The following is a 26261-nucleotide window of genomic DNA, read 5'->3' as shown; positions in this document are numbered from 1 at the left end:
TATCATCCTGAATGACTCAACGTCCGTCGTCACATCACACGGGATCGTATAATTCCGTCGTTACCGCTCGCGCCAATCTCCATGCCGCCCGACACCTCGACTCCGCCTTCCATCCGACGCCCAGCGGCGCGCGCGCAGGAAGTCATTGACCGGCTCATCGAAAAGATTCGTGCAGGCGTGCTCAAGGTCGGCGAAAAGCTGCCTACCGAAGTGGCGCTGATGGAGGAGTTCGCGGTAAGTCGGACCGTCGTGCGCGAGGCGGTGCAGAGGCTGCAAACCAACGGTCTCGTGGAAACGCGTCATGGCATCGGCAGCTTCGTCCTGCCGAGCCCCGCACCCGCGGTCGATTTCAAGCCTGCGGCCGCGAGCGGACGGCGCGATGTCTTCGCGATCCTGGAATTACGAATCTGCATCGAAGCGGAGAGCGCCGCGCTCGCCGCCGTGCGCGCGACCCGGGAAGACCACGCGGAAATCCTCGAGGCGCTCGAAGCGATCGACGCGCACGCGCGTGCCGGCGAGGACCCCGCGCCGTACGATTTCCGCTTCCACATGCGCATTGCGCAGGCAACCGGCAATGCCTATTTCGTCGATGTGCTGACGACGCTCGATCCGGCATTCGCGCCGCGCGCACGACTCGATCCCGCAAACTACTCTGCGCGCGTGAACACCGAGCATTTGAATATCTACGAAGCGATCGCGCGCCGGGATTCGGAGGCTGCACGCGCGGCCATGCGGATGCATCTGTCGAATAGTCTTGCGCGGATGAAAGGGTAACCCGCTTCGGGTTTTCGCCGTGATCGACGAAGAGCGCCCTTAAGAGACGAGTCCATTAGAACGACCTGAACTGAATAACCGCAGCTTGCAATCGTGGGAATAGACCGTCCTACTCCCCAATCGACAATCGCGTGTCAGTGATCCAATGGATAGTAAGGATCGCTATGCGGTCGGCCAAAGGCCACTACTTGCGGACCGCCAATCGGCTTGTCGAAGCTGAGCTACAGACTTCGGTCGGGCAGCCATGCGACGCTTTCCCGCCGTTCGTGCCTCGGCAATAGCGAATGCTGAGCTGGACCCGCCGGCAACGCGTACTTGGGACCCCTTGCGGTCGATCGGATTTCAGGAAACAGACCTTCGATCATTTGATCCTCGAACGCGCCGGACAGGTCAAAATGCTCTATTTGTCATCACGCACGGCGCGCTGCTGATACGAAAACGTATTGGCAAACACCGAGTCGACATCTACGAGCTGTCCAATCGTGCCTCCCGCACGTAGCCGGTCCTGGAGAACGTGCTCTGTTTCCAGTAGCTCCTCGGCCTTGCCGATGATCTCTTCGCAGCGGGCGAACGGCACCACCACTACACCGTTTTCATCTCCCACAACGATATCGCCTGGTGAGACCGGTATGCCGCCACACTGAACAGGAACGTTCACTTCACCGTAACCGGCGATGGCCGCAACATTGGGCACGATACCGCGGCACACGACCGGAAACCGAAGTCGGCGAATTTCCGGCACATCGCGGCAGGCTCCGTCGATAACTGCAGCGACAACGCCACGGTTTAGCGCGGACAACGTCATGTTCTCCCCCCAGAACGCGGTACTAGCCGACGTATGGGCGTCAATCACGATGACGTCCCCCGGTTCGCTTACGTCAATCGCCTTGAACGGCGCCGCGAGGTCCGACGCTAGCGCCCTGGCCGTGACTGCGGTGCCCACAAAGGAAAGAGGTTCGAAGATGGGCCGAAGGGAAACCGACATCGCACCGAATCGGCCCATACAGTCGGACAACGCACACGTCACGGAGTCGTACGACGCGATTAACTCTCGATATCGACCCACGAGCTCGCTTGAAGGACGCATCACAGCAGGAATGATCATTTCAATCTCTTTGGGTGAATGGATCGTCAGCCGATAGTAGACCAAAAGTTTCGCTGGTAGCGACAGCGACCGAAGACCGAACCCCGAACCCCTTGACCAAGGGGTGACGCGCTTGAATGACGGTTCTCGGGAAATTCCTCTGATGACCGATGGCCGCAGACATGGAGCGCTCTTGGTTGGTGCGGATGGGATGCAAACGCCGCTGCGATGCACGATTGTCCGATTCTCGGTGGTATGCGGGTTCCAACCGATCGGCTGCTGTCCGGCGCGGAAGTTTGAAAACGTGCGTCGGTGTTACGCCCCTCGTTCCCTGAACCAGGCGAAGCGAGAATCACCGCCGTTCGTACGGTACCGCAACTCGAATATGCGCGATTCGTGGAGCACCTGCTTCCAGGACCGACAACCGCACTTGTCCGGTGTTTGGGCAGGGTACCTTTCGACAACGAACGCCACTGCGTCATCGAGCCTTGTCCAACCATCGATCGCCAGTTCGGCTGCAGCTTCACGCAGCGCGCAAACGATTCCAGCGATCGCGCCTTCAATCATCTCGCCAGGTAATCTGCTGTCGACCAATAAGTTTAAAAATGCCGGCGTCCCCATTTCGTCCAACATGGCTGACTTCGCTTCATTCATTCGTGTGGACCAGTGCTGCAGCCTATTGCAGTGTCCGTCAATGAGCGCGTAATGCTCGCTAAGCTTGACTTGTGCAGCAGCGCAACCATCGACAGACCAGAGATCGAAGTAATTAATGAAGTGGTGCACCAACCGATTTCGCACGTTGACCAGATTCTCCAACTCCGCCACAACCTGTGCGTGGTCCGCTGCCGACATCTGTAGACTGATCCGGTAGCTGAACGCAGGAGCCTTTGGAGCAACGTTTCGCCCTTTGGGCATCGATTTGTGAGCATCATCAGCGACGACGAACGAACCGAACAGCTTCTTCACCAAAAGACCGAGAGTGTCAGTCGCGAACTCGTCAACGCGCTGCGCTCGAGCTTGCTTCAATGTGTAGATCTCGCCATCGATTTCATGGTCGACGAGGAGCGCCTTCATCAGCCGCTCATATTGCTGGAGCCGCAGCATGCAGCGGCCTAGAAGACGTTGAACCTCTCGTTGCTGTTCTGGCACGGAGTCACTGTTCATATTTTTATCAACATCAACATCAGAACTTCGACAGGGGCATACAGCCCGAACGCCATAAGCCTTTCCAAGGATGAGAGGTTACACGACTCCAATTGAATCACGCCTTTTGTTGAAGTAAGCCTCCACAGTTCGTTCCTGTTTCAGCGATCGGGCGCCCGCCGCTGACGCTAGCGTCTCGGCGCAATTCCGTAATCGACCCTGAACGGCCGTCTGACCCATGTTAAGCAACGGCCGCTTCCATTCCACACGCGATCGCTCAGCTATCAAGCGTCGAACGAATCGACGAGCCCAATGAAGTCCTTCTTCACGAGGTCGACGCCATTCGCGCGCAGGATAGCGTAAGCCATCGAAACATGAAAATAAATGTTTGGAATGACGATCTGCAGCAAGTAGTTTTCTCCGATCAGCTTGCCCGGTACCCATGACACTTTCACGATCCGGCTCGCGGCGTCGGCGTATTGCGCGGCCGTCACGCTTGCGGCGAAGTCGATCGTCTTGCGCAGGCGCGCACGCGCTTCGTCCAGCGTCTGCTCGTTGTCTTCGTGTCGCGGAGGCTCCTGTCCCGACAACCACGCCGCGCCGCCTTTCAGATAGTCGCAGGCGCTTTGTATCTGATAGAGCAAACTGCCCATGTCGGGCGCGAGCCGCGTCGACAGCAGGACGGCGACATCGAACTTCTTCGCGTTCGCAAAGCGCTCGGCCTTGTTCAGATACGTCTCCATCGACCGGACTGCCTCGATGCATTGCGCGATAGCCTGTGCATACATGGTGAGTCTCCAGAAACGGATGCGGATGAATCCGAGCCTCTGCCGGCCACTTCCCCTACAATGCTGCGACGAAATTCTCGTTGGGTGAACGCAGTGGACCGACTGGAAGCCATGGAAATGCTGGTGAGCGCCGTGGACGGCGGAAGCCTGTCGGCGGCGGCGCGGGAACTGAAGATTCCCGTCAGCACGCTCACCCGCAAGGTCGCCGATCTCGAAGAGATGCTCGGCACCCGGTTGCTCATACGAACCACGCGCAAGCTCACCCTGACCGATGCGGGCATGTCATACGTCGCGGCGGCGCGGCGCATTCTCGATCTCGTGCGCGAACAGGAGCACGAAGCCACCGGCGAATTCGCGGCCGCGCGCGGCAAACTGGTCATCACCGCGCCCGTGCAGCTCGGCCGCCTGCACGTGTTGCCGGTCATCAACCAGTTCCTTGCACAGTATCCGGACATTACGGCTCGCCTGCTTCTCTCCGACCGGAACATCGACCTCATCGATTCGCACGCAGATCTCGCCGTGCGCATCGGCGAGTTGCCCGACAGCAGTATGATCGCCACGCGGATCGGTTCGTTGCGTCCGATTCTTTGCGCGAGTCCGTCCTTTCTCGCCAAACACACGCCGCCGCGCGAACCCGACGATCTCGTGAAGTATTCGTGCGTCGTCTTCAATAGCCCGTATCTGTCACCGTGGCGCTTTCAGCTTCCGTCCACGCACAAGGTCTATCTGCTGGACGTGAAGGCGCGGCTTGAAGTGACGTCGCCCGATGCCGCCGTCAGCGCCGCGTCGGACGATGCGGGCATCACCTACGTTTTCGAGCACGACGCCGACGAAGCATTGCGCCACGGACAACTCGAAGTACTGCTGCCGCAGTTCGAAATCGAGCCGGTGCCGGTTCATCTGGTGCACGTCTCCAGAAACCTCATGGCGATTAAGCTGCGGCATTTCATCGACTTCGCGGCGCCCCGGCTCAGGGAATCCCTGTCCCGGTTCGGCAAGCAGAAGCGGCGCTGAAACTCGGCCCGCCGACCGTCACGATTCCTTGTTCCGGTCGCCGAGCACCCGTTCATTGCGATTCTTGATGACATCGCGCGTCTTCTTCGTCGCGCCGGGACCGGCCGAAAAGCGAACATCCCGATAGCCCAGCGCCTGCCCGCCCGTTCCCCGCACCTCCACGGTCTCGACGGAACTCCCGCTCGCATGTTCGACCAGTTCGATCGGCGGCTTGCCGTTCGGCCTGAGCCATTTGTCGCCCCATTGCATGAGCGCAACCAGCACCGGGTATAAGTCCCCCCCTTTCGCGGTCAGCCGGTAGCCAAACGTATTCGCGCGCTTCTCGATCGGGAAGCGTTCGAGTATATCCAGTTCGATCAGCCGCTCGAGCCGCACCGTCAACACGTTTCGGGCGATGCCCAGCCCGCTCTGAAACTCGTCGAAGCGGCGACTGCCCTGCGTGCACTCGCGCACGATCAGCAGCGTCCACCACTCGCCTACCTCGTCGAGGGCGCGAGCGATCGAACAATCCATTCCGTCGAAACGCTTTCTATACATGATGGCCAGATGCTAGCTCAAGTTGCGTCACACAACTTAACCACTTTTCGGAGAAGAGCTTCCCGGTTTCGGCCAGTACCGTGACGCAACTGTCTTGCCTATAGTTGCGTCACGAAACTTAACCGCGCGTCATCACCGGGACGTCCCTCCGGGATCGATACCGCGAGATGCATTGAAGAACGATCGCCGATGGGCGAGCCGAAACAGGTCTCGACGTCGCCCGGCCACTCAATCTACTTAGGATTAGCATGGAAAACCAACTTGATCCGGCTGGGCTGGGAGTCGACGCTCCCGATACCCCGGCGACATCCCGTTCCGCTCGATGGATCGGCAAAGGCGTTGCGGGCGCGGTGCTCGTCGCCCTGTCCGCGACGGCGTTTTATCTGCACGGCTCCGGCGCCGCACCGGTCGTCGCGCCGCCGCCGCCATCGGTGACGATCAGCGCGCCGTTGCAGCGCGATATCGAAGACCGGCTCGGGTTTCTCGGGCAGTTTTCAGCCGTGAATCGCGTGGAACTGCGCGCGCAGGTCGGCGGCACGCTGACGGAGATCCACTTCAAGGACGGCGACATCGTTCATCAGGGCGACCTGCTCTTCGAGATCGATCCGGAACCGTATCGCATCAAGCTGAGCGAGGCGAGCGCCGAACTCGCATCGGCCAACGCGCGGCTGGCGTTCGCCACGCGCCAGTTGGCCCGCGCGCAGGAACTGCAACGCTCGGAAGCGGGAACCGTCGAGAACGTCGATCAGAGCGTGGCCGAGCAGCGCGCGGCGCAAGCGGCCGTGGACCGGGCAAACGCACTGGTTCGCGATGCGCGTTTCGACCTGGATCGCTGCAGGATCACGGCACCGTTCACCGGGCGCATCGGCACGCATCTCGTTTCCGCCGGCAATCTGATCTCCGGCAGCCGCGCGGGCAGCGGTCCGACGACGCTGCTCGCCACCATCGTTTCGCTCGATCCGGTCTATCTGGATTTCGACATCAGCGAAAACGACTATGCCGCCTTCCAGCGTTCGCGCGCGGGCCGGCCAGGACCGCTGGCCGGCACCGTGAACATCTCGCCGACCGGCGACAGCGAATTCACGCGCAGCGGCAAGCTCGATTTCATCGACAACACGCTCGACCGTTCGAGCGGCACGATCCACGCGCGCGCCACGATTCCGAATCGCGATCTCTCATTGACGCCCGGCGGCTTCGCGCGCGTGCGGCTCGCCACGACCGCGCCGCAACCCGCGTTGCTCGTGCCCGATGCCGCCGTGCTCGACGACCAGACCGACCACATGGTCTATGTGGTCGGCGCGGACGATGTCGCCACGCCGAGAAAAGTGCAGATCGGCGATCTGCGCGTCGGCTTGCGCGTAATCCGCTCCGGGCTTGCGCCGACGGACCGCGTCGTGATCGACGGCATTCCATCCGTTCATCCGGGTTCGAAGATTTCTCCGCGCTCCGGAACCATCCGGTTCACCGCGGAGCAAGTGGCCGAAGGAGCGAAATCATGAGACTGACGCACTTCTTCATCGAGCATCCGCGCTTTGCCGCAGTGCTCAACATCTTCGTGTTGCTCATCGGTCTCGCGACCATGATCAAGCTGCCGGTGGCGCAGTATCCGAACATCGTTCCGACGACGATTCAGATCACGACGTCGTATCCCGGCGCGTCGGCCGATACGATCGCGCGCACGGTCGCAACGCCGCTCGAACAGTCGATCAACGGCGTCGAGAACATGGACTACATCTCGAGCCAGTCGACCGGCAATGGGCAACTGACGATCACCGTGATCTTCAAGGTCGGCACGAATCCGGATACGGCGCTTTTGCTGACGCGCAGCCGCGTGGAAGACACGCTCTCGCGCCTGCCCGCCGACGTGCAGTTGCAAGGCGTACAAGTGAAGAAGACGATTCAGGCGCTGCTGCTCGGCGTCCACGTCTATTCGCCGGATGGTTCGCGAAGCCCCGAGTACCTGTCGAATTACATGCTCAAGGTGCGCGACCAGATCGCGCGCTTGCCGGGCGTCTCGGACTTTCAATTGTTCGGTGAACGGCAATACGCAATGCGCATCTGGATCGATCCCGACAAAGCGGCTTCGTACAGGATCAGCGCGAGTGAAATACTCGCCGCGCTTCGCGCGCAGAACGCCGCCGTGTCCGCCGGCGTGCTGAACCAGCCGCCCGTTTCGAATCAAGGCACGGGTGCGTATCAGATCAACGTCGAGGCGCTCGGCCGTTTGAGCACGCCGGAGCAGTTCGGCGACGTCATCGTGAAGTCGGACGCTCAGGGACGCGTGACGCGCATTCGCGATATCGGTCACGTCGAACTCGGCTCGGTGGATTACGGCTCGAAGGCCTATGCGGATCGTTACGCGGCCACGCCGTGGTTCGTGATCGCAACGCCGGATGCAAACGTCGTCCAGGTCGAACACGACGTCTGGGCCAAGATGGCCGAACTGAAGAAGACCTTTCCGCCGGGCATCGACTACATGAAGATCTATGACCCGACGACCTTCGTGTCGCAATCGATCCATGAAGTTGCGAAGACGATCGGCATCGCCATTCTGCTGGTGGTCGGCGTGGTGTATCTGTTCCTGCAGAACTGGCGCGCGACGATCATTCCGGTCGTGGCGATTCCGATATCGCTGGTCGGAACGTTCGCCATCCTGTCGCTGTTCGGCGCGTCGATCAATAACCTTTCGCTGTTCGGGCTGGTGCTCGCCGTGGGGATCGTCGTGGACGATGCCATTGTCGTGGTCGAGAACATCGAGCGGAACATGACGCTCGGCATGACGCCGCGCGAGGCCGCGCATCGGACGATGAAGGAAGTCTCGACCGCGATCATCGCCATCGCGCTGACCTTGTGTGCCGTGTTCGGACCGACGGCGCTCATGTCCGGCATCTCCGGCCTGTTCTTCAAGCAGTTCGCGATCACGATCGCCGCGTCCACCATCATCTCGTGCTTCGTGTCGCTCACGCTGAGCCCGGCGCTCGCTGCGGTGCTGCTCAAGCCGCACGAAATGGAGAAGACGCACGGCGGCTCCACCGCGCTCGGCCGCCTGCATCATGCGATTTTCGGCCGCTTCAACGCGTCGTTCGAATGGCTGTCGTCGAAATACGGAAAGATGACCGGCCGCGCCGTGCGCGCGACCACGGTCATGCTGGTCGTCTACGCCGGTCTGATCGGGGCGACGGGCCTGCAAATGTCGAGAATGCCCACGGGCTTCATTCCAGAACAGGACATCGGCTATCAGGCGGTGATCGCGTTCCTTCCGCCCGGCTCCAGTCTGGAACGCACGGACAAGGTGATTCGCGAGATCAACGAAATCGTGCTCGATACACCCGGACTCAAGGGCGTCACGCACACGTCGCCCGTCTCCGGTTTCGATGTCACGACCGGCACGATCGCGCCCAACGTGGGCACGCTGTTCTACGGTTTGCCGTCCCTGTACGACAAGCATGTGCCGGGCGTCAACGCGGCCTCGATGCTGGTCGAACTGCGCAAGCGCGTGTCCGTGGTCAAGGACGCGGTCGTCGTGGTGGTGAATCCGCCGCCGGTGCAGGGACTGGGCGCAGCGGGCGGCTTCAAGCTGATGCTCGAAGACCGCGGCGGACTCGGATCGCAAGCGCTCGCCGACGCGGCCCACGCGCTGGTCGCGGCAGCGAACAAGGACAAGACCTTCGGCGGCGTGTTCACGCTCTACGACGCAGGTGCCCCATCGGTCTATGCGGACGTCGATCGTCTCAAGGCACAAAAAATCGGACTGACGCCAACGGACGTGTTCTCGACGATGGAGCTTTACCTCGGTTCGCAATACGTCAACGACTTCAACTTCATGGGACGCACGTATCAGGTGCGCGTTCAGGGCGACGAAGCGTTCCGCCGCACGCCGGAAGACATCGGCCGATTGAAGGTGCGCAACGCATCGGGCGACATGGTGCCGATCAGCAGCGTGGCGACGTTCCACAGCAACACGCAGCCGTATCGCGTGCCGCGCTACAACATGTATCCCGCGGCGGAAATCATGGGCGCGGCCGGTCCTGGACTGTCGTCCGGCGATGCGATCGAACGCATGGAACAACTCGCCCAGCAAGTGCTGCCGAACGGCATCGCCTACGAATGGACCGATCTGGCGCATCAGCAAAAAGAACAAACCATGTCGCCGCTCGTGGTCTTCGCCGCGTCCGCGCTCTTTGTGTTCCTCGTGCTGGCTGCGCAGTATGAAAGCTGGAAGACGCCGCTCGCCATCGTGCTGATCGTGCCGATGTGTCTGCTCGCGGCATCGATCGGTCTGAATATGCGCGGCATGCCGATCGACATTCTTGCGCAGATCGGCTTCGTGGTGCTCGTCGGGCTGGCGGCCAAGAACGCGATTCTGATCGTGGAGTTCGCCAAGCAACGTCAGGAAGAAGACGGCGTCGACGCGGAGGATGCCGCCACGCACGCCGCCCATGTGCGCCTGCGTCCGATCCTGATGACGTCGTTCGCCTTCATCGCAGGCGTGGCGCCGCTCGCCATCGCCGCCGGCGCCGGCTCGGAGATGCGGCAGTCGCTCGGAACGACGGTGTTCTCCGGCATGCTCGGCGTGACGCTCTTCGGCCTCGCCTTCACGCCTGCCTTTTATGCCTTCGTACGCAACCTCGGCGCTCGTGGAAAGCGGGACGTGCGCGCCCTGCCGCGCAAACTCAGCAGTGGAGAAGCGAAATGAACAAGCTCCTGGTCAGGACCATGAAAGCGGTTGCTGGCGGTCTGTTCGTGAGTGCCTTTCTTGCCGCGTGCGCGGTCGGACCCGACTACGTCGCGCCCGAAACGCACCTGACGCCGTTTCATAACGCGCAGCAAGTGGCTGACCGGCAAACCACACTGCCCGCGCCGCACCTCGACAACTGGTGGGCCGGCTTCGACGATCCGGAACTGGTTGCGGTCGTGCAACGCGCGCTGGCTCAGAACCTGAGCATTCAGGCCTCGATCGCGCGGGTCACTCAGGCGCGCGCGGCGGCGCAGGCGGCCGGCGCGCAACTGCTTCCGACTGTCGATGCCGGTGGGTCGTACTCGGCGGAACATCAGAGCGTGGAGAGTCCGCTTGGCGCGCTCGCGAGCGCGTTCCCCAACTACAGCCGCGATCAGAAAGAGTACGTGGCGGGCGCGACGGCGAGTTGGGAAATCGATCTCGCAGGCGGGTTGCGACGCGCACACGCTGCCGCGACCGACGAAGAGCAGGCCGCCGAGGCCGCGCAACTCGGCACGCGCGTCACCGTCGCCGCCGATGCCGCCGACGCTTATCTGCAAATCCGCGGTCTGCAGGCGCAGCTTGCCGTCACGCAGGATCAGGTGGATACCGACGCGCGTCTGCTCGAACTCGTGAAAGCGCGCAAGCGGGCCGGCGCATCCGACGAACGCGAAGTCGCTCAGGCCGAAGCGTTGTTGCGTCAGGCTCGCGCCACGGTGCCGAGCCTGCGGGTCGCGCTCGAAGCGCAACTGAACCGGCTCGATGTGCTGCTGGGCGCGCAGCCCGGCACTTACGCGGCGGAACTCGGCGCGCACGCGGGCGAGATTCCGGGCGTGCCGGCCATCGGCAGTGGCGATACACCGGTCGATGTTTTGCGCCGCCGCCCGGACATCATCGCGGCGGAAAGGCATCTGGCGGCGTCCAACGAAGCGATTGGCGTCGCGCTGGCCGAGTACTACCCGAAGATCTCGCTCTCCGGCGCGCTGGGATTCGACAGCCTTTCGGCCAGCCACTTCCTGAGCGCGAAGGCGTTCCAGGCGGTCGGCACCGGCGCGCTGCGCTGGCGGCTGTTCGATTTCGGCAAGGTGGACGCCGAGGTCAGGAATGCGCGCGGCTCATACGCGGAGGCGCTGGCGCAGTATCGGGAGGCAGCGCTCAAGGCGACCGAGGACGTCGAAAACGCGTTCATGACGCTTTCGCAAACGGAGATTCGCGCGCAGGAGATCCAGCAGGAAGTGGATGCCTTGACGAAGGCGCGGGACCTGTCCGAGAAGGCATATCGTGCGGGTTCGATCACGCTCACCGACGTCCTCGACGCCGACCGTCAACTGCTCAATTCGCGCGCAGATCTCGATGCGACCCGGGCGGATGCCGCACGCGCCGCCGTCAGGACGTTCCGTTCGCTCGGAGGCGGCTGGGACACGCCGCAGCAGCAGGTCGCCGCCAAGAACTGAGGCCTCGCCACTTTATGGGGAACAGCTTCCCACTTCCGCCCGGTAGTGCAGTCGGGTCGCCTTCCCTATAGTTTCGTCAAGCAACGGAATTCTTCAAACTTCAATCGAGGTCGAAATGGATCGCCGACTACTCACACTTTCGCTCGGCATGTTCGCGCTGGGCACCGATAGTTTCGTCTTCGCGGGCATCCTGCCTGAGATCGCTCATTCGTTTGGCGTGAGCATCGGCGCGGCGGGACAGTTGATCAGCGTCTACGCGCTGAGCTATGCCCTGCTGGGCCCCACGATTGGGGGTCCCTTCAATTCCAGTGCATTTTGCGACGGTAGGACGATCTTGGCGCAATGCGGGTTTGCGAGCCGGCCCCGTTAAAATATCTCATAAAATCAGGCGCTTGCTGTCTGGTTGTTTTACGCTCAGGTCTCCCCCGCCGAGATGGTCGCGCGGCGCGATGCGCGTGCCATGCGTCCCTCGAGCGGCGTTCGACGCGACCCGCCGCGGCACTGCGGTTCAAGCGAGCCGTTGCTGCTTTTCGTTCAACTCGGACGCGCTGGGCAGCAAATGCCGTGCATAGCGTTCGATCGGGAAATCGAACGTTCCGCGCAAGTTGATACTTTCGAGATGCGTGGGCGCAATGCGCCGCAAATCGCCCGCCTGAACGGTCTCTCCACTTATCGCCTCTATCTGGTCGACCGCGCGCCGCATGTGCATCGTGTTCCATGCCATCACGACATCGAGAGCAGAGCCAGTGCAGAGGACACCGCAGCAAGCGAGTCATGGTGCTTGGCCAGTTCCAGAGGTATCTTCCCGCTGTGGATCGCCCGCTGCACGGTATGAACTGCCTCACCACGATTGAGCACGTGCTGCAACTCGGCGCGAAAGACTGGATTGGTGAAGTAATCGATCAGGAATATTGTCCGGAATAGCCGCCCAATATGTGTGCCGCCATCGTATATCGGCTGTCCTCGTGCGGCTGAACCGAAGCGCGATAACGCCTGCACCGCGGTGCATTGGCCGGTCTGCACTGAAGCGGCGACTCGGACAAACTCGTCCCAGATGCTCTCGATCAAATCCATCCGAACATCGCGATCGGTGACCGTAATCAGTTCCGCAGGGACGGTATGGTGTTGCGGGACATGCAAACGGCGGTCGCGAAGATGCGAGAGTCTCGGGCACAGGTCGAAACCTAGGATGCGTGCCAAACCCATGGCGTAGTCCGTAAAACCATGGGTATCTACTGCAAGCTGGGCAACATCGTCGGCACTGCTTTGACGGATCACGCCTTCGATCGCTGCTCCGGCTTGCCGCTCGTTTAGGATGATGGGTTGATCGTAGAAAATACCCCAGCGATCGCGCACATGGGTGTACATACCGATCGATTTCGTGCGCCGACGCGGGTCGACTCGTGCTTCCCGGACTGTACGCGCCGTTTCCAGCGACATCATGTCCGACGACGCCAGGTTGGCGCGTCCCCAATGTGCCGCGATCGGATGCCGATGCATGAATCTCAACACTAGATCGGCAGCCTGTCGCAGCTTCCGCTCATCGGCAATGCGGTTCATCATTTGCCTGATCGCCGCGGAAGCCAGTTCCGGCACCATGCGAGCAATGTCGGCCGCCGTCAGCGATGTTCCGTGCGCTAGGACCGCCGCGTAGACCATCAGCAGTTCAACACGTGAGCGGGGGGCGCGTCCGAGCAGAAGCCAACCGAAACGCGTCGTGCTATCAATCTCTAAAATAATTTCGGGCAGTTGCCCATGAGGGCAGGCAGAAAAGATCGCCCGCCGCAAGGCCTCGAGTGCGAGATTCGTAGGTTGAGCCGACAGTGGATCAAGATGTACCGCGCTGTCGATATGAACCTCGCCGCGCGTGGTTGCGTCGCGCAGCACGATCAAACTTCGGTCAAGATGTTCGATCAGCGGGCCGAGAAATTCTTTTGGGTCTTGCGGGAGCTTCAAATGACCATAAAAATGGTTGCGTTTCGCTTTCCATTCGTCTGGCGAGATCAGGAGCATCGCCTGAGTGCGGAACGCGAAGCTGTGCGCGATAAAAACGGAGCCATTACGCAATGAAACACGCAGAGCAAAGAGCGTCGCCCACTCGAAAGCCAATAGCGCCTTGTACCGGTCATAGCTGTCGATCGCTTCTCGCCAGGCTCGCCCGAGTCGGATTACGACACCGTCCGGCAGGGTGTAGCTCTTACGGACGTAGATTTCGCGCAGCACCTCAAGTGCGTTGATGACTGGGTGTACGGTCTGGGCTTCGAATGGGAGACGGATGAGCCTGGCAAGCATCGCACGCGCTTTTCCTCGTTTCTCGATCAGACGTGCGCGAATCAGACTGCGCCGGGTCGGTGTACGTTGGTCAAGAACCTGATCGGCCAATCCGCATAGCCTCTCGCTGAGCTCTTCGCGCGATAACACGGTGTCAAGTGCGACGGCTTTTACAGCCGATGCAAATTCGTGGAAACGCACCTTCGGATCTAATAGGACTTCTTCGACCTCGCGCATCGCATCGTTGGCCGCCTTTAGAATCCAGCGGCGCAGCATCGATAGCAACTGATCAGTTGCGGAGCACAGCGCGTAACGCATGAAGCAGGCTGCTTCCAACTTGCGCGATCGTTGCTGCATGCGCTTACCTATCGAAGGAGACCGACGTGCGCAACGCCGCGCGTAGTGCCGCACAGCGGCCTCGTTGCAAATCGTCGGCCAGCCTTGATGTACACCGATCTCGTAAAGGCGATCGATCTTTGAAAACACGTCACCCATCTGATGCGTAGACTGCCGCAGAGGTACGGCCCACAACCATCGCTGCAAGCTTCCATGGTCACTGTCAGGTTGTGCCAACAGCCGACTCCAGTGGTTCAGTGTCGCGTCGCCAAACGCACAAGTTATCGCCTCCGTTAAGGATTCCTCCACATCATGTGCAGCCATAGTAATGTGCCGCCTGAGCATTCGATCGTGGGCGATTAGAATGCGATGCTCGTAGAGCCAGCGTTTCAAATCGTACAGCAAGTCACCGCGTTCGGACCGACCAGTCAGGCGCTCCTTGAGCCAACGCATGACGTACCGGCGCTGGTGCTCAACCATCGGCCGAAAGCCGAGCGTCTGATATGCGAGGACCTGGTGATCGACGAGCGTGCGAGCCCGCGTTTCATACAGCGTCCGCAGTGTGCCGAGATCGGGCGGATCGAGTTCCAGTTGCGCGCCAAGGTGATTCCAGAGCACCTTGGGAACTTGCTTGTAGGCGTCGAGCGTGCGGCCGTTCATCCGAATAAAGCCGATGTGGAGTGCGACGGCAAGTCGGTATAGGTCGCCGCGACGCGCCTCGATCAGTGCGCGCTCCTTCGCTGAAAAGCTGAAGAACATGGCAAGGTCAAAGTCGGTAAGTTCGCGAGGGATTTGCCGGATGCCAAGATAAGTGACCTGCCAGTGTTCCATCGCGCCCCCTCGAAGCGAATGACGGATCAGGAGCATAGCGACAGCGAATGACGGGGCGACGACTATTGCATGCGAGAACATGAGGTCGACCATGACTGAACGCCCCACCCAGACAGCAAGCAATTGATTTTACTCAACATTATATTAGGGCCGTGTCGCAAACCCGCGTCGCGCCTAGATCGCCCTACCGTCGCAAAATGCACTGGAATCGAAGGGACCCCGGCTAGTGAACGCCAGTGACTGCCAGTGGTGTTCACAGCGCGACAGCTCAAGTGATTCGTCCGTTACGTTGATCGAAACGGATTATGACTAGGACGGGATTTCGTTCACGGTTTTGTCACGCTTAGGCCGATACAGGCGACGGCGCGACCTCGAGACCTCAGATCGAGCAAGCTCGCGATTGACCGAGCATCACGTCTGTCGCCGTCGCAAGGGCCACGCCAAGCACTTGGCGCTAGGGGTGTTGTCAGGGAGATGGAGAGCAGGCATTCCCGATGCTATGGAAATGCCTCGGCCGGTCTAGGAGCAAGCTCAAGTCCCAGGTTCCTGAATGCTCAGTGCATTCTTCACGGACGTGACGCCGGAAACGCCTTTCGCTATAGAACTGGCCTTGTCGCTTTGGGCGGCTTCGGGGACGTGTCCTGCGAGTGTGATGGCGCTACCTTTGACAAGAACGCTGATGCCACTGGTGTCGACACCGCCTTTCTGGAGCGCTTTAAGCACCTTCTTGCTCATGGCTCGATTCGCCTTCCGGATCGCGGATTTGGACGGGGCTTGCGTCGCAGTGGCAGCGCCTGAATCAGCCGAGGTCGCGGCTGGCTCGCTACTTTGAGACCAGGCATTAAAGGATGCAACAAGGATCAATGCACCACCAGTCAGTTTGAGCGCTCTGTTTGCCTTCATGTCTTTCTCCAGTGTTGACGCCTCAGTGAAGACCCTTTCTCCATTCCTCAGCGGGAGCACCCCAGGAATTCAAGGATTGTCAGATGCTTGCGCTCGAGCTCCTCCTCACCCGAATATTTTCATCTTTTCATCGACGTGCTGCTGCCTAATCCTGAGACCGTTCCCCATTTAATTAAATGCAATACACTTCTTCGTCATCGCGCGCAAGACCTTGCGCTCGACGAAGGCTTAAATGCGCCAGGATTTATACCGAAGATCGGTCGGTTCTCGCGGTCGATCGCGTCGGGCGCCGAGCCCAATGCTGCGATCCGCTGGATGACTCCATTCCGATAAGGCATCTTTCTCGGTTCGCAAAATACTCAAGGAAGGCCGCTCGTTTGATCGCCCGATTTCACGACCTCTTCTGTCTCCGGGCTTACCCAATGAAACTGCATCACGCTTCGCCTTGCCGTCTACGTAAAGTAAATGCCGGGCGGTGACATGTCGGGACCGAAGTCCAGCTGGTTCTGCGCATGAACCCGACCTCCGTCGAAGATCATCAAGAGCCGGGCGAACTCCTCACTCTGAAGGACCCGGCCTTCGACGAACTCGATAGGCTCACCGGTGGCAAAGTCGTCACCGTCCAGCCGGAAAGTTCCGGACAGCCAGCGACGGGCGGTTGCCGTCTGCAGCAGCGCGCCGTAGGCTACCGCGAGGTATTGGCGAAAGAATGGCGCTAGAGTTGTGGGCATTTTGTACAAAAAAGAGCAGATTGACCCGCCGGGCCGCGCACGTGCATTCTAGGTTCGTTCATGTGGCAGTCAAGCGTCCCGTTTCTGGCTCGCGCTTTTCGATCGCGCTCGACAGCTGGCGAGCGCCGCGAACGTGGCGCAAAAGCGGAACGACTCCGAAAGCGCGCATTCGGGCGCGTCGATCTGCGCCATCGCATTGATCGCGCCTTGCCACTCGTAGATTTGCTGGTAAGGATCGCGTACATACATAGATGATCTGCGCGTGGCGCTGCCGGCCCAGGACCGACAGCATTGGCACCGTCGCTGTCCTGCGCGTCGGCGAAGAGAATGAAGTCGGCTTCGATGCGTGGCTCCGAGAGCGCCCAGAGCTTCAGGAGCACGTCAGGGAAATGGCGCGACTCGCGCGGGTTGCCGCGCCCTATTCCCACAGACGCCCGACGTAAGGCAGCAGGTAGATGCGCGGTTGCGCGGCTACGGCTTCGTCGATCTTTTCATCGACGACAATATGATGCATTGCCGGCTGGATGTCAGTGGACCGGCAAAACCTGTCCAGCCCATCAGCAATCATCCGCCCGATCTCGAACGGCGCGATCTCGGCGGCCTTGCCCGTCACCGTCCGCACTTCCGGCGGGCCATGCCCGTAGCGTGCGGCCAGTTCGTGCGGCGGCTCGCCCTGTAGGCTCACCCGGCTTCTCAGCGACGGACTGACGCAAGCCCACGCCAGCGAATGCATCGTTCGTGCGCCGACGTGAGGTGGAAAGCGCCGGGCTGCGCTTGCCGCGATTTCCCGGTTGAACGCGACCTATATGCCACGCCGGTGGCCGAAATGTCGGGTAGAAGTCTTGCACGCGCCGGCAAATCCCTTGATCTTGAGGTCTCCGGGCGTGAAGCGCCGCCTCGATCACGGCCTGCTGCTCTCCCGTGGGAATCAAGCGCCTCTTCACCCGATACCAGACCTCATGTGCAGCCGCTCCTGGCGATCTGGAATCGCTCATTTTCACATCGCCCACAGCCGATCGCGCTTCCCGGTGCCGGACGCGGCATCAGAATACTCACCGGCGACAGCGCACCTGGCGTTGCGAAAGCGGAACAGCGCCCGTCACGTCTGAACAAGCTCAAGCTCGTTTTCGGCACACCATTGCCTCAGCGCGCTTTCGACAGCATGGGCTTCAAACGAATACCAGCGCTCGAGAACGCCTTCACGCTCCAGCAAATCCTTGAAACGCGCATAAGCCCCTTGCCGATGGAAAAATCCTTCAACCTGGTCGTAACACGTGGGCAGCTCCTGCGCCACAAAGCGCAAGGCGAGACGTCGTCCGAGATCGAGCTCGTTCTTGTGCGGTATCGCAAGGTAGCGGTCGGAAGTTTCAAGGTCGTCAGGAATCTCCTCGTCGAACGCGTCGCTGGAATCGGACGTCCCATAGATTTTGCCCGTATCGAGCGAGACATACGCGTTATGCTCCGTTGGCGCCGCATAGCTGACGAAGTCGAAAGCCAAAGAAAGATCGTCGTATCTGACTGCGACCCATGGCTCTACTCACAGGTTGTAACGTGCCGGGTTGGGATACCGGTTCGGGGCCCGGAGTTTGCCGCCGGTCTTGCCGCGTCGGCAGCGCGACTCAAAGCTCTTCGCTCGGGTCAGCGATATCAAGCCGGAACCGTCCTTGCCGTCGACCACCACGAGGGGCACGCGCCCCGCCTGCGACTCATCCCATTCGATGCGCCCTCGCACCGTGCTGTCAATGATCCGGCGCTCATGAAAATCGATGTGCCTGACCGATAGCGCGCGACGAATCCGTCTCGTGGGACGATCTTGGGCAGATGCTAACGCAACTCGGTGCTCGACACACTGACCGTCGCGCTTCACGACGATAACCAGCGCGTGCGCGAAGAAGCGGCGGCCACGCTCGGCAAGTTGCGTCTGGTGTCCGCGCGCGTCGCGCGTTAGAGGACGATTATTGGCAGGTGACGTTGCAGGCGGCGCGCGCGCTGGGCCGTTTGCGCGATGCCGCGAGCACGTGTGCCGTCGCAGAACTGCTGACGTATCCGATCAGCAACGTGCGCAAGGAAGCGACGCTCGCCCTCGGCGAACTCGGCAACATCGATGCGCTGCCCGTGCTCGAAGCCGCGCTGCAGGACGGCGATCTCGAAGTGCGCAAGGCCGCGCGCATCGCGATTGCGCAGATCGGCGCACGGCACGGCTGACGCGCGCCCAAAGCATCACTCACGGTGTCACTCCGGGTCCGCTCGATTGATCGAATCCAGGACAACGCGAACGACTCCACAACAAAGCTTTTCTGCAATGCATTGCGCGCGACGAACGCGATGCAGCGATCGCGCGGCATAGTCTCTCACCGACGCTGTGCGCGCTGCTATCGGACGTCCCGGTATGAAATCGCCCACTGCGCGGCTTCGAATTAGGATTCGCGCTGTTCCGGCGGTCACGCGGTCGCATTCAGCGCGAGGCACTTACGGCACGTGAGCGTCGCGGCTTCGATTTCCCATCCCTGTCGATATCGGTTGCATCGCGCCCGAGCGCCGGCGGCAGCTCCGCCTTCAGCAGTTCTATCCAAGCGCGCGTCTTCGCTTCGAGGAACTTCCTCGAAGGCATCAGGACATAGACGCCCACATCCGGCGAACGCCATTGCGGCAGGACGTGCACGAGTTCGCCGCTGCGCATCTTGTCCACCACCGCGAATCCGGGCAGCAACGCAATGCCCAGTCCGCAGCACGCCGCATGCACGACCGCCTCGGGATGATCGCCGACCAGCGGACCCGCAGCTTGAATCGTGTGCATGTCTTTTCCGTCGGTCAGCTCCCACTGAGGCGTCGTCGACGCATTGACGAGGCGCAAACAGACGTGACCGGCCAGATCCGGTACGGTCTTCGGCGATCCATGCCGCCTGAGGTAATCCGGTGCGGCGCACAGCACCCCGTGAATCGCGCCCAGCCGCTGCGCAACGACGCTCGAGTCCGGCAGGCTCTGAGTGAGATAGACGCTCACATCCACACCTTCCGCCAGCAGATCCGGCACGTATTGCGAGGCGCTGTACTCGACGGCCACCGCCGGATACATCGCGCAGTACTTTGCGACGAGCGGCACTACGTAACGATCGCCAAAACTCGCCATACACAGCAGTCGCAATCGTCCAGTCGGCTGAATTCGCGCGCCGCTTACCTCGCCCTCCGCTTCCGTCACCAGTTCGAGGATCGTCCGGCACTGGTTTGCATAGCGCTCGCCTGCACTCGTCACGGCCATCCGCCGCGTCGTCCGCTGAAGCAGCTTCGCCTGCAGGCGATTCTCCAGTTCGGAAACGAGCCTCGAAACCTGCGCCGTAGTCAGCTCCATGTGTTCGGCCGCCGCGGTGAAGCTGCCGGCGTCGACAACCCGCACGAACGCGGTCATCGCGTGGAGCAATCCATAGTCGAGATTTTTGCGCATGGCGTAACAATATTTCGAATCCGGCCGTATTTTCTCACGACGGCAACATGACTAGGATCAGTCCATACGTCGCTTCCTGAGTCTGCGCGCTGGGATGGCCCGGGAGCAAAGATCAGTTTGTTGGTTCGATTTCAAGGTTCAAGGTGAGGCAAAAATGAACGGTGCTGAAAGTCTGTTGCGTTCGCTGATTGCGAGTGGTGTGGATGTCTGCTTCGGAAACCCGGGCACGTCCGAGATGCATTTCGTGGCCGCGCTCGATTCGGTCGAGGGCATGCGGCCCATTCTCGGCCTTTTCGAAGGCGTCGTGACCGGGGCGGCCGACGGCTACGGCAGAATGGCTGGCAAGCCTGCCTGCACACTGCTGCATCTCGGGCCGGGCCTGGCTAATGGTCTCGCCAATCTTCACAATGCCCGCCGCGCATCGAGCCCGGTCGTCAATATCGTCGGGGATCATGCATCGACCCATGCCCGTTATGAAGCGCCGCTCACCTCCGATATCAAGGGCTTCGCCCGCCCCGTTTCGGACTGGACCCATTCGTCGGGCAGCGCGCTGACAGTCGGCGCCGACGCCGCTCGCGCCGTCCAGGCTTCCCTGCAAGGCGCGGGTCAGATCGCGACACTGATCCTGCCCGCCGACACGGCCTGGTCGCAGGCCGACGGCGTGCCTTCGCCGCTGCCGGCCCCGGCGCGCGCGCTCGTAAGCGACAACACCGTCGGACGCATCGCCGCACTCGCGCAGAGCGGCGTGCGGACCGCCTTTCTGCTCCGCGGCAAGGCGTTGCAGGGGCACGGCCTTCGCGCCGCAGGCAAGATCGCCGCGAAGACCGGCGCGCGGCTACTCTGCGACACGTTCGCGCCGCGCATCGAGCGAGGCGCCGGACGCGTCACGGTCGAACGGCTGCCGTATTTCGCGGAGCAGGCTGTCGAGTTCCTCTCGGGCACTGAACTGCTCGTGTTGGTCGGCGCGCAAGCGCCGGTCAGCTTCTTCGGCTACCCGGACAAGCCGAGCTGGCTCACGCCCGAAGGATGCCGCATCGCCGTCCTGTCGCATCCGCATGAAGACGGCGCGGCGGCGCTCGAATCTCTTGTCGACGCGCTCGGCGCCCGGAATGCCATCGCCCGTACGAGCGTGCGCGCGGCAGACGACTTTTCGCCACACGGCGCGCTCGATGCGGAGTCGATCATGCGCAGCGTCGCCCGGCACTTGCCCAATAACGCCATCGTCACCGAAGAAGCATCGCTGGCGATGACGTACTCGGGTCTCACCGAGTCCGCCGCGCCGCACGATCTCCTGACGCTCACCGGCGGCGCGATCGGCTGCATGATGCCCGTTTCGATCGGCGCCGGAATCGCCTGTCCCGACCGCAAGGTCGTCAACCTTCAGGGCGACGGCAGCGCCATGTACACGCTCCAGTCGCTCTGGACGCAGGCGCGGGAAAACATCGACGTGGTCACCGTCATCTACGCGAACCGCGGCTACAGGATCCTCGCCAACGAACTCAAGCGCGTGGGTGCACGCTCGGACGGTGCGCATGCGGCATCCATGTTCGATCTCGAGAATCCGTCGCTCGACTGGGTCGCTCTTGCCAAGGGCATGGGCGTGGAAGCCGTTCGCACCGAATCGGCCACCGATTTCGACGGCGCATTCGCGCACGCCATGAAGCGCCGTGGCCCGATGCTGATCGAGGCTGTCATCTAAGCAACCGGAACACGCGGAATCACCCAGCCATTCAAAAAACATAGGTATTTAGCATGCGCAATTATTTTAGACTTCCCGTTGAACCCACCGCCGCACAGATTCGCGCCCAGCTCGACGCCATGAAGCAGGCACAGCTCAGGGGCGGGCCACCGTCCGCCGCGCTCCGCCGCGACCGCATCGACCGCGCCATCGATCTGCTGCGCTCGAACAGAGGCGCGCTCGTCGACGCGATCAACGCCGACTACGGCTGTCGCGGCACGCAGCAGACCTTGCTCGCCGACATCCTCGCATCGGTCGAGGCCTTGCGCTTCAATCGCGAGCATCTTGAGACGTGGATGGCGCGGCCCGCGACCGCCGAGCCCTTTCCCGGCGTCAGGACGCGGATCGACTATCAGCCGCTCGGCGTGCTGGGGGTCATCAGCCCGTGGAATTTTCCCGTCGTGCTGGCATTCGGGCCGCTTGGCGGCGCCTTCGCCGCGGGCAATCGGGCCATTCTCAAGCCATCGGAGCTGACGCCCGCCACATCCGAACTGCTGGCCGAGCTGATCGCCCGTTATTTCGACAGCGATGAACTGACGACCGTGCTCGGCGGCGCAGAAACGGGCGCGGCGTTCAGTGCGCAGCCGTTCGATCATCTTGTGTTCACCGGCAGCACACAGGTCGCGCATCACGTCATGCGCGCAGCGTCAGAGAACCTCGTGCCGGTCACGCTCGAACTTGGCGGCAAGTCGCCGGTTCTCATCGGCAAGGACGCGGACCTGCGGCGCGCCGCCGAGCGCGTGCTGACCGTGAAGACCTTCAACGCTGGCCAGATCTGCCTGTCGCCCGACTACGTCCTGATCCCCGCGGACCGCGTCGGCGCATTCGTCGAGCACGCGGAGGCGGCGGTCGCGCGGATGTATCCGACCATGCGCGAGAATCCCGATTACACCGCGATGATCAACCTGTGTGGCTTCGAACGCCAGCTCGCGCTCGTCGACGATGCCCGCCAGAAAGGCGCCAGCGTCATGAGCCTTGCCCCTGCTGGCGAAGATCTCTCCGATCCATCCGTACGCAAGATGGCGCCGATCATCCTTACCCGCACCACCGATGCCATGCGTGTGATGCGGGAGGAAATCTTCGGTCCCGTGCTGCCGGTCGTGACCTACGAGGCGTTCGACGATGCGCTTGCGTATATCAACGCTCGTGCTCGTCCGCTCGCGCTCTACTACTTCGGCGACGACGCAGACGAGCACGAGCAGGTAAGCCGTCGCACCACTTCGGGCGCCCTTGTCGTCAACGACGCGATGACCCATGTGTTCTTCGACACCCTGCCGTTCGGCGGCGTGGGTGCGTCCGGCATGGGCCACTATCACGGCGAGTACGGGTATCGGACGTTCAGCCATGCGAAGCCGGTCGTTTTCCAGAGCGCGGGCGGCGAATCGAACCTCCTGATGCGGGCGCCGTACCTGCCTGGCTCCGAATCTGCCGTTCACGGCCTGATCGACGCCTGATGCGTCACGGGCCGACGCGCGAAACACGATCAAAACAGCCATAGCCGAACGGAGTCTTTCATGCCGATGACACATGTCTTAATGCGCGCGGGCAAGCCGGCGCAATACCGTACCGCTGTCCTGCAAGGTATTCATGAGTCCCTGCGCGACGCGTTGGGCGTTCACCCGGAAGCGTTCTTCATGACGATCACCGAACATGAAGAGGCCAACTTCCTCGCAAACATGACATTCCCGTTCACGCGCAGCCCGGACCTGCTGCTGATTCAGATCACGCTGACAGTCGGTCGCACCGCCGAGGACAAGAAGCGCTTCTACGAACACCTCGTCAAGCGGCTGCAAGCCAGCACCGGCATCGATCCCGCCGATGTCTTCATCAACATCATCGAGGTCGCGGGCGAAAACTGGTCGCCCGGCAACGGGCTGGCCGGCCGCAACGCGGCCATTCCGGCCAGGGATGCGCCGGTGACCACGGGCACCCCCTGATGGAAACCACGCAAACCGCGAAAGCGGTCCAGTCACGCCCCTCACCCTTCTAGTCGTTCTTTCAATCTGGAGTTGTTATGCCGAAGCAGTTCGCCGTCCCTCTTTCGCCCCGCGGCCTTTCGAGTATCGCGCCGCCGCCGCCCTGGCACTATGCCGGAGACTTCATTCTCGTCGAATTCTGGGCCGATCCCGCTGCCGCTGCGGCCGTGCTGCCCAAAGGCCTGAGCCCCGACCCGGCCTCGCCCGGCCACGCGACGGCGCTCTTCATCGACTGGCAGTTCACCGCAGACAATGACGAGATGCTCGATCCGGCGCGCTATCAGTACCGCGAGTTCTTCGTCCTCGTCGACGCGCTGTACGACGGCAAACCGGTTTCGTATTGCCCGTATATCTTCGTGGACAACGACTCCGCGATGATGCGCGGGCTGATTCAAGGCTTCCCGAAGCGCTACGGCCAGGTGCACCAGACGCGCTCGTTCGCTGCGCTCAGCCCCGCCGCCGTGCCGGTCGCGGCGGGCAGCCGCTTCGCCGCGACGGCTTCCGCCGCCGGCCAGCGTCTGGCTCGCGCCGAAGTCACGCTGGAATCGGCAGTCGCTGACGTGTCGAAGCTCGGCATCGCCGGACGCCCGGTCGTCAATCTCCGCTATTTCCCGCGTCTCGCCGCGGGCCAGCACGACAAGCCGGCCGTGAACGAGCTCGTGCTGTCGATTATGGATAACGCGCAGATCGAGGACGTGTGGACCGGCCAAGGCAAACTCTCGTTCCCGTTCGCGGAAGGCGAAGAGATTTCGGATCTCCAGCCCGTCCGCACGGGTGCCGGGTTCCGTGGCTCGATGGCCTACAGCGTGACGGATCTCAAGACTCTGGTCGACAACACGAACTAAGCAAGACACATAAGACCGAGGGCCGCGGCGCGCTCCCACCTGCAAGTGGGAGCGCGCTGTCATTGCGCTTCGGCATTTGCTCTTCCCTGGACCGCTTCGGATGGCTTTGATGACCTGGACGTCCGAAGAAATGCGGACAAACCAGTAGTTCAGCGCCTTAGGGAAAACACACGTTTTCACGCTCGCGACAGCGCGCGCAAAAAGCGGATATTGCGGCCCCCGTGCGCCGCAGATTCCGGATAGCGACGCTTACTACCCATTCCTAGAATCCGGTCTACAGCAGTGCGGTTCATCGATCGAATCCTGCTGCAAGCCCAAGCCTTCGCGCTTCGGAACACACGAGACTGGGGACAAGTGAATGAGCTACAACATTGCGCTCAACTTCGAGGATGGCGTTACGCGCTTCATCGACTGCAACGGTGGCGAGTCCGTGGTGGACGCCGCATACCGTCAAGGCATCAGCATCCCGATGGACTGCCGCGAAGGCGCCTGCGCCACCTGCAAGTGCCGCGTGGAATCGGGCGATTACTCGCTCGGCGACTATATCGAGGACGCGCTCTCGCATGAAGAGGCCCACACCGGCTACGCGCTCGCGTGCCAGATGCGCCCGACTTCGGACTGCGTGGTGCTGGTCCCGACCGGCTCGGAGGCATGCGGCACGCGTCAGGAAAGCTATATCACGCGTATCAAGGACGTGCAGCGCCTCTCCGACAGCACCTTCGCGCTGGAACTCCAGGGCGACGGCCTGAAGACCCTCGACTTCCTTCCGGGTCAATACGCGAACCTGCAGGTGCCCGACGAGGCGCATCGCCACCGGGCCTACTCGTTCAGTTCGATGACGAGCGGCGGAGACACCGTCTCTTTCCTCATTCGCAACGTACCCGGCGGACTGATGAGCGGCTTCCTGAGCGAGCGCGCGGCACCCGGCAGCGAGCTCGTCATGAACGGCCCGTTCGGCAGCTTTTATCTGCGCCCCTCAGGCATGTCTTCGATTCGGCCATGTACGGGCACTTTCTCTTTTCGATCGACGCAGATTTTTAGCATTTTTTGACCGCTCATTCGTAATCCAAATCTTCATCAGTTGACTCGCAACGCGGCGCCAAGAGTGTTTGAATCTGCCGTTGACTTGGGTCTGTTGTGAGATCTATCGCCTGTCGATTGGCCAGAAACGTCGTGTTCTGGAACAGACCGAAATCGACGAAGGGATGACAGCATCATCGTCAGCGACTACCACGCCTCGGCGCTAACACTAGGGCGACATCCCCTTTCCCTTTTGCGCCCGACGCTTCGCGAACAGCGACTGATGCCGGCGTCTACCAAGCGCACCTATCGAAGCGGTCGGCTCGCACGCGGCTCGGGACTCGTTACCGTCAGACAAAGGCCCGGCACGGCAAAAGCGTGATGTTCGCGACGCCGGAGGAAAAGACCGGAAACGTGAATGTGATCGTCTGGCCGTCGCTTCTGGAATAGCAGCGGCGCGAAGCGTTAGGTGCCGCGTGGCTTGCGGTGTACGGTACCTGTCAATGTGAAAGGGAGGTCCGCCACCTCGTGGTTCGGCGTCTTGTAGGGACGTCACATCTGCTGGGTGGGCTCGTGACTGTCAGTCGAAATTTCTGTTGAATCCACTTTCGGTGAGAGTCACATCAGCGTGGCCTGAGTGAATCGTGCTCGTCTGCC

At 61.6% G+C, this 26261-nt stretch carries 21 protein-coding genes and 4 pseudogenes; 14 read left to right on the top strand and 11 right to left on the bottom strand.

Annotated elements, in window-relative coordinates:
- Nucleotides 1–81 precede the first annotated feature (81 nt).
- Nucleotides 82–774: a FadR/GntR family transcriptional regulator gene (locus AC1Z32_RS09105; RefSeq protein ID WP_483478400.1), complete on the top strand. Its 693-nt coding sequence runs from the start codon at nucleotides 82–84 to the stop codon at nucleotides 772–774.
- A gap of 400 nt (nucleotides 775–1174) precedes the next feature.
- Here the strand turns inward: AC1Z32_RS09105 and AC1Z32_RS09100 are convergent, their stop codons facing one another.
- From AC1Z32_RS09100 to AC1Z32_RS09090, 3 genes are all read right to left on the bottom strand, one after another.
- Entirely contained in the window at nucleotides 1175–1879 is a 705-nt protein-coding gene (locus AC1Z32_RS09100; RefSeq protein WP_483478399.1) for an RraA family protein, read from the bottom strand.
- Between the two features lie 294 nt (nucleotides 1880–2173).
- A complete protein-coding gene (locus AC1Z32_RS09095) occupies nucleotides 2174–3022 on the bottom strand; it encodes an LOTUS domain-containing protein (protein ID WP_483478398.1) in 849 nt (282 codons plus the stop codon).
- 263 nt (nucleotides 3023–3285) lie between these two features.
- The gene (locus AC1Z32_RS09090; RefSeq protein WP_483478397.1) at nucleotides 3286–3789 is read right to left on the bottom strand and encodes a DUF1993 domain-containing protein; all 504 of its coding nucleotides are present in this window, start codon (nucleotides 3787–3789) and stop codon (nucleotides 3286–3288) included.
- An 84-nt stretch (nucleotides 3790–3873) separates the two neighbouring features.
- Here AC1Z32_RS09090 and AC1Z32_RS09085 point away from each other — a divergent pair, with 84 nt between their 5' ends.
- On the top strand, nucleotides 3874–4803 hold the full coding sequence (locus AC1Z32_RS09085; protein WP_483478396.1) for a LysR family transcriptional regulator: 930 nt from the start codon (nucleotides 3874–3876) through the stop codon (nucleotides 4801–4803).
- Between the two features lie 18 nt (nucleotides 4804–4821).
- Here the strand turns inward: AC1Z32_RS09085 and AC1Z32_RS09080 are convergent, their stop codons facing one another.
- On the bottom strand, nucleotides 4822–5316 hold the full coding sequence (locus AC1Z32_RS09080; RefSeq protein WP_483478395.1) for a winged helix-turn-helix transcriptional regulator: 495 nt from the start codon (nucleotides 5314–5316) through the stop codon (nucleotides 4822–4824).
- A gap of 272 nt (nucleotides 5317–5588) precedes the next feature.
- Here AC1Z32_RS09080 and AC1Z32_RS09075 point away from each other — a divergent pair, with 272 nt between their 5' ends.
- The 4 genes from AC1Z32_RS09075 (at nucleotide 5589) to AC1Z32_RS09060 (ending at nucleotide 11881) form a co-directional block, all read left to right on the top strand.
- The gene (locus AC1Z32_RS09075; RefSeq protein WP_483478394.1) at nucleotides 5589–6839 is read left to right on the top strand and encodes an efflux RND transporter periplasmic adaptor subunit; all 1251 of its coding nucleotides are present in this window, start codon (nucleotides 5589–5591) and stop codon (nucleotides 6837–6839) included.
- Nucleotides 6836–10036 carry an efflux RND transporter permease subunit gene (locus AC1Z32_RS09070; RefSeq protein WP_483478393.1) on the top strand — a complete coding sequence of 1067 codons (3201 nt, stop codon included), beginning with the start codon at nucleotides 6836–6838 and terminating at the stop codon, nucleotides 10034–10036. The genes AC1Z32_RS09075 and AC1Z32_RS09070 overlap by 4 nt, the downstream gene beginning before the upstream one ends.
- Nucleotides 10033–11511 (top strand): efflux transporter outer membrane subunit, encoded by a 1479-nt coding sequence (locus AC1Z32_RS09065; RefSeq protein WP_483478392.1) that lies wholly within the window; start codon nucleotides 10033–10035, stop codon nucleotides 11509–11511. The genes AC1Z32_RS09070 and AC1Z32_RS09065 overlap by 4 nt, the downstream gene beginning before the upstream one ends.
- A 115-nt stretch (nucleotides 11512–11626) precedes the next feature.
- Nucleotides 11627–11881 (top strand): hypothetical protein, encoded by a 255-nt coding sequence (locus tag AC1Z32_RS09060; protein ID WP_483478391.1) that lies wholly within the window; start codon nucleotides 11627–11629, stop codon nucleotides 11879–11881.
- Nucleotides 11882–12019: 138 nt separating this feature from the next.
- On the opposite strand, the pseudogene AC1Z32_RS09055 reads toward AC1Z32_RS09060, so the two are convergent.
- From AC1Z32_RS09055 to AC1Z32_RS09045, 3 genes and pseudogenes are all read right to left on the bottom strand, one after another.
- Nucleotides 12020–14949, bottom strand: a pseudogene (locus tag AC1Z32_RS09055) (Tn3 family transposase).
- Between the two features lie 531 nt (nucleotides 14950–15480).
- A complete protein-coding gene (locus tag AC1Z32_RS09050) occupies nucleotides 15481–15852 on the bottom strand; it encodes a BON domain-containing protein (protein WP_483478390.1) in 372 nt (123 codons plus the stop codon).
- Nucleotides 15853–16138: 286 nt separating this feature from the next.
- Nucleotides 16139–16286 (bottom strand): annotated as a pseudogene (locus tag AC1Z32_RS09045) (IS110 family transposase); the annotation flags it as partial.
- Between the two features lie 78 nt (nucleotides 16287–16364).
- Between AC1Z32_RS09045 and AC1Z32_RS09040 the strand changes: the two are divergent.
- On the top strand, nucleotides 16365–16571 hold the full coding sequence (locus tag AC1Z32_RS09040; protein ID WP_483478389.1) for a hypothetical protein: 207 nt from the start codon (nucleotides 16365–16367) through the stop codon (nucleotides 16569–16571).
- 430 nt (nucleotides 16572–17001) lie between these two features.
- On the opposite strand, the gene AC1Z32_RS09035 is transcribed toward AC1Z32_RS09040, so the two are convergent.
- From AC1Z32_RS09035 to AC1Z32_RS09025, 3 genes are all read right to left on the bottom strand, one after another.
- Entirely contained in the window at nucleotides 17002–17316 is a 315-nt protein-coding gene (locus AC1Z32_RS09035; RefSeq protein WP_483478388.1) for a hypothetical protein, read from the bottom strand.
- 366 nt (nucleotides 17317–17682) lie between these two features.
- On the bottom strand, nucleotides 17683–18081 hold the full coding sequence (locus tag AC1Z32_RS09030) for a hypothetical protein (RefSeq protein WP_483478387.1): 399 nt from the start codon (nucleotides 18079–18081) through the stop codon (nucleotides 17683–17685).
- A 39-nt stretch (nucleotides 18082–18120) separates the two neighbouring features.
- Nucleotides 18121–18315, bottom strand: a complete 195-nt coding sequence (locus AC1Z32_RS09025) for a DUF7713 domain-containing protein (protein WP_483478386.1) — start codon at nucleotides 18313–18315, stop codon at nucleotides 18121–18123.
- Between the two features lie 102 nt (nucleotides 18316–18417).
- Between AC1Z32_RS09025 and AC1Z32_RS09020 the strand changes: the two are divergent.
- A pseudogene (locus AC1Z32_RS09020) lies at nucleotides 18418–18788 on the top strand (HEAT repeat domain-containing protein); the annotation flags it as partial.
- A 250-nt stretch (nucleotides 18789–19038) separates the two neighbouring features.
- On the opposite strand, the gene AC1Z32_RS09015 reads toward AC1Z32_RS09020, so the two are convergent.
- Nucleotides 19039–20025 carry a LysR family transcriptional regulator gene (locus AC1Z32_RS09015; RefSeq protein WP_483478385.1) on the bottom strand — a complete coding sequence of 329 codons (987 nt, stop codon included), beginning with the start codon at nucleotides 20023–20025 and terminating at the stop codon, nucleotides 19039–19041.
- Between the two features lie 154 nt (nucleotides 20026–20179).
- Here AC1Z32_RS09015 and AC1Z32_RS09010 point away from each other — a divergent pair, with 154 nt between their 5' ends.
- From AC1Z32_RS09010 to AC1Z32_RS08985, 6 genes and pseudogenes are all read left to right on the top strand, one after another.
- On the top strand, nucleotides 20180–21724 hold the full coding sequence (locus AC1Z32_RS09010) for an acetolactate synthase large subunit (protein ID WP_483478384.1): 1545 nt from the start codon (nucleotides 20180–20182) through the stop codon (nucleotides 21722–21724).
- 53 nt (nucleotides 21725–21777) lie between these two features.
- Nucleotides 21778–23217, top strand: a complete 1440-nt coding sequence (locus AC1Z32_RS09005; RefSeq protein ID WP_483478383.1) for a coniferyl aldehyde dehydrogenase — start codon at nucleotides 21778–21780, stop codon at nucleotides 23215–23217.
- 60 nt (nucleotides 23218–23277) lie between these two features.
- Nucleotides 23278–23700, top strand: a complete 423-nt coding sequence (locus AC1Z32_RS09000; RefSeq protein ID WP_483478382.1) for a tautomerase family protein — start codon at nucleotides 23278–23280, stop codon at nucleotides 23698–23700.
- A 77-nt stretch (nucleotides 23701–23777) separates the two neighbouring features.
- Nucleotides 23778–24584: an acetoacetate decarboxylase family protein gene (locus AC1Z32_RS08995; RefSeq protein WP_483478381.1), complete on the top strand. Its 807-nt coding sequence runs from the start codon at nucleotides 23778–23780 to the stop codon at nucleotides 24582–24584.
- A gap of 358 nt (nucleotides 24585–24942) precedes the next feature.
- A complete protein-coding gene (locus AC1Z32_RS08990) occupies nucleotides 24943–25635 on the top strand; it encodes a 2Fe-2S iron-sulfur cluster-binding protein (RefSeq protein WP_483478380.1) in 693 nt (230 codons plus the stop codon).
- 165 nt (nucleotides 25636–25800) lie between these two features.
- Nucleotides 25801–26204: pseudogene (locus AC1Z32_RS08985) on the top strand (error-prone DNA polymerase); the annotation flags it as partial.
- Nucleotides 26205–26261: the final 57 nt, after the last annotated feature.

This window comes from Caballeronia sp. 11_S32, from assembly GCF_056930355.1.
Note: the sequence above shows the minus strand (reverse complement) of the source record. Positions and strands in the feature narration are given on the sequence as shown.

Coding starts and splice junctions, on each gene's coding strand:
- AC1Z32_RS09105 (WP_483478400.1), top strand. CDS start 82: ATGCCGCCCGACACCTCGACTCCGCCTTCCATCCGACGCCCAGCGGCG.
- AC1Z32_RS09100 (WP_483478399.1), bottom strand. CDS start 1,879: ATGATCATTCCTGCTGTGATGCGTCCTTCAAGCGAGCTCGTGGGTCGA.
- AC1Z32_RS09095 (WP_483478398.1), bottom strand. CDS start 3,022: ATGAACAGTGACTCCGTGCCAGAACAGCAACGAGAGGTTCAACGTCTT.
- AC1Z32_RS09090 (WP_483478397.1), bottom strand. CDS start 3,789: ATGTATGCACAGGCTATCGCGCAATGCATCGAGGCAGTCCGGTCGATG.
- AC1Z32_RS09080 (WP_483478395.1), bottom strand. CDS start 5,316: ATGGATTGTTCGATCGCTCGCGCCCTCGACGAGGTAGGCGAGTGGTGG.
- AC1Z32_RS09075 (WP_483478394.1), top strand. CDS start 5,589: ATGGAAAACCAACTTGATCCGGCTGGGCTGGGAGTCGACGCTCCCGAT.
- AC1Z32_RS09070 (WP_483478393.1), top strand. CDS start 6,836: ATGAGACTGACGCACTTCTTCATCGAGCATCCGCGCTTTGCCGCAGTG.
- AC1Z32_RS09065 (WP_483478392.1), top strand. CDS start 10,033: ATGAACAAGCTCCTGGTCAGGACCATGAAAGCGGTTGCTGGCGGTCTG.
- AC1Z32_RS09060 (WP_483478391.1), top strand. CDS start 11,627: ATGGATCGCCGACTACTCACACTTTCGCTCGGCATGTTCGCGCTGGGC.
- AC1Z32_RS09050 (WP_483478390.1), bottom strand. CDS start 15,852: ATGAAGGCAAACAGAGCGCTCAAACTGACTGGTGGTGCATTGATCCTT.
- AC1Z32_RS09040 (WP_483478389.1), top strand. CDS start 16,365: ATGAACCCGACCTCCGTCGAAGATCATCAAGAGCCGGGCGAACTCCTC.
- AC1Z32_RS09035 (WP_483478388.1), bottom strand. CDS start 17,316: ATGCATTCGCTGGCGTGGGCTTGCGTCAGTCCGTCGCTGAGAAGCCGG.
- AC1Z32_RS09015 (WP_483478385.1), bottom strand. CDS start 20,025: ATGCGCAAAAATCTCGACTATGGATTGCTCCACGCGATGACCGCGTTC.
- AC1Z32_RS09010 (WP_483478384.1), top strand. CDS start 20,180: ATGAACGGTGCTGAAAGTCTGTTGCGTTCGCTGATTGCGAGTGGTGTG.
- AC1Z32_RS09005 (WP_483478383.1), top strand. CDS start 21,778: ATGCGCAATTATTTTAGACTTCCCGTTGAACCCACCGCCGCACAGATT.
- AC1Z32_RS09000 (WP_483478382.1), top strand. CDS start 23,278: ATGCCGATGACACATGTCTTAATGCGCGCGGGCAAGCCGGCGCAATAC.
- AC1Z32_RS08995 (WP_483478381.1), top strand. CDS start 23,778: ATGCCGAAGCAGTTCGCCGTCCCTCTTTCGCCCCGCGGCCTTTCGAGT.
- AC1Z32_RS08990 (WP_483478380.1), top strand. CDS start 24,943: ATGAGCTACAACATTGCGCTCAACTTCGAGGATGGCGTTACGCGCTTC.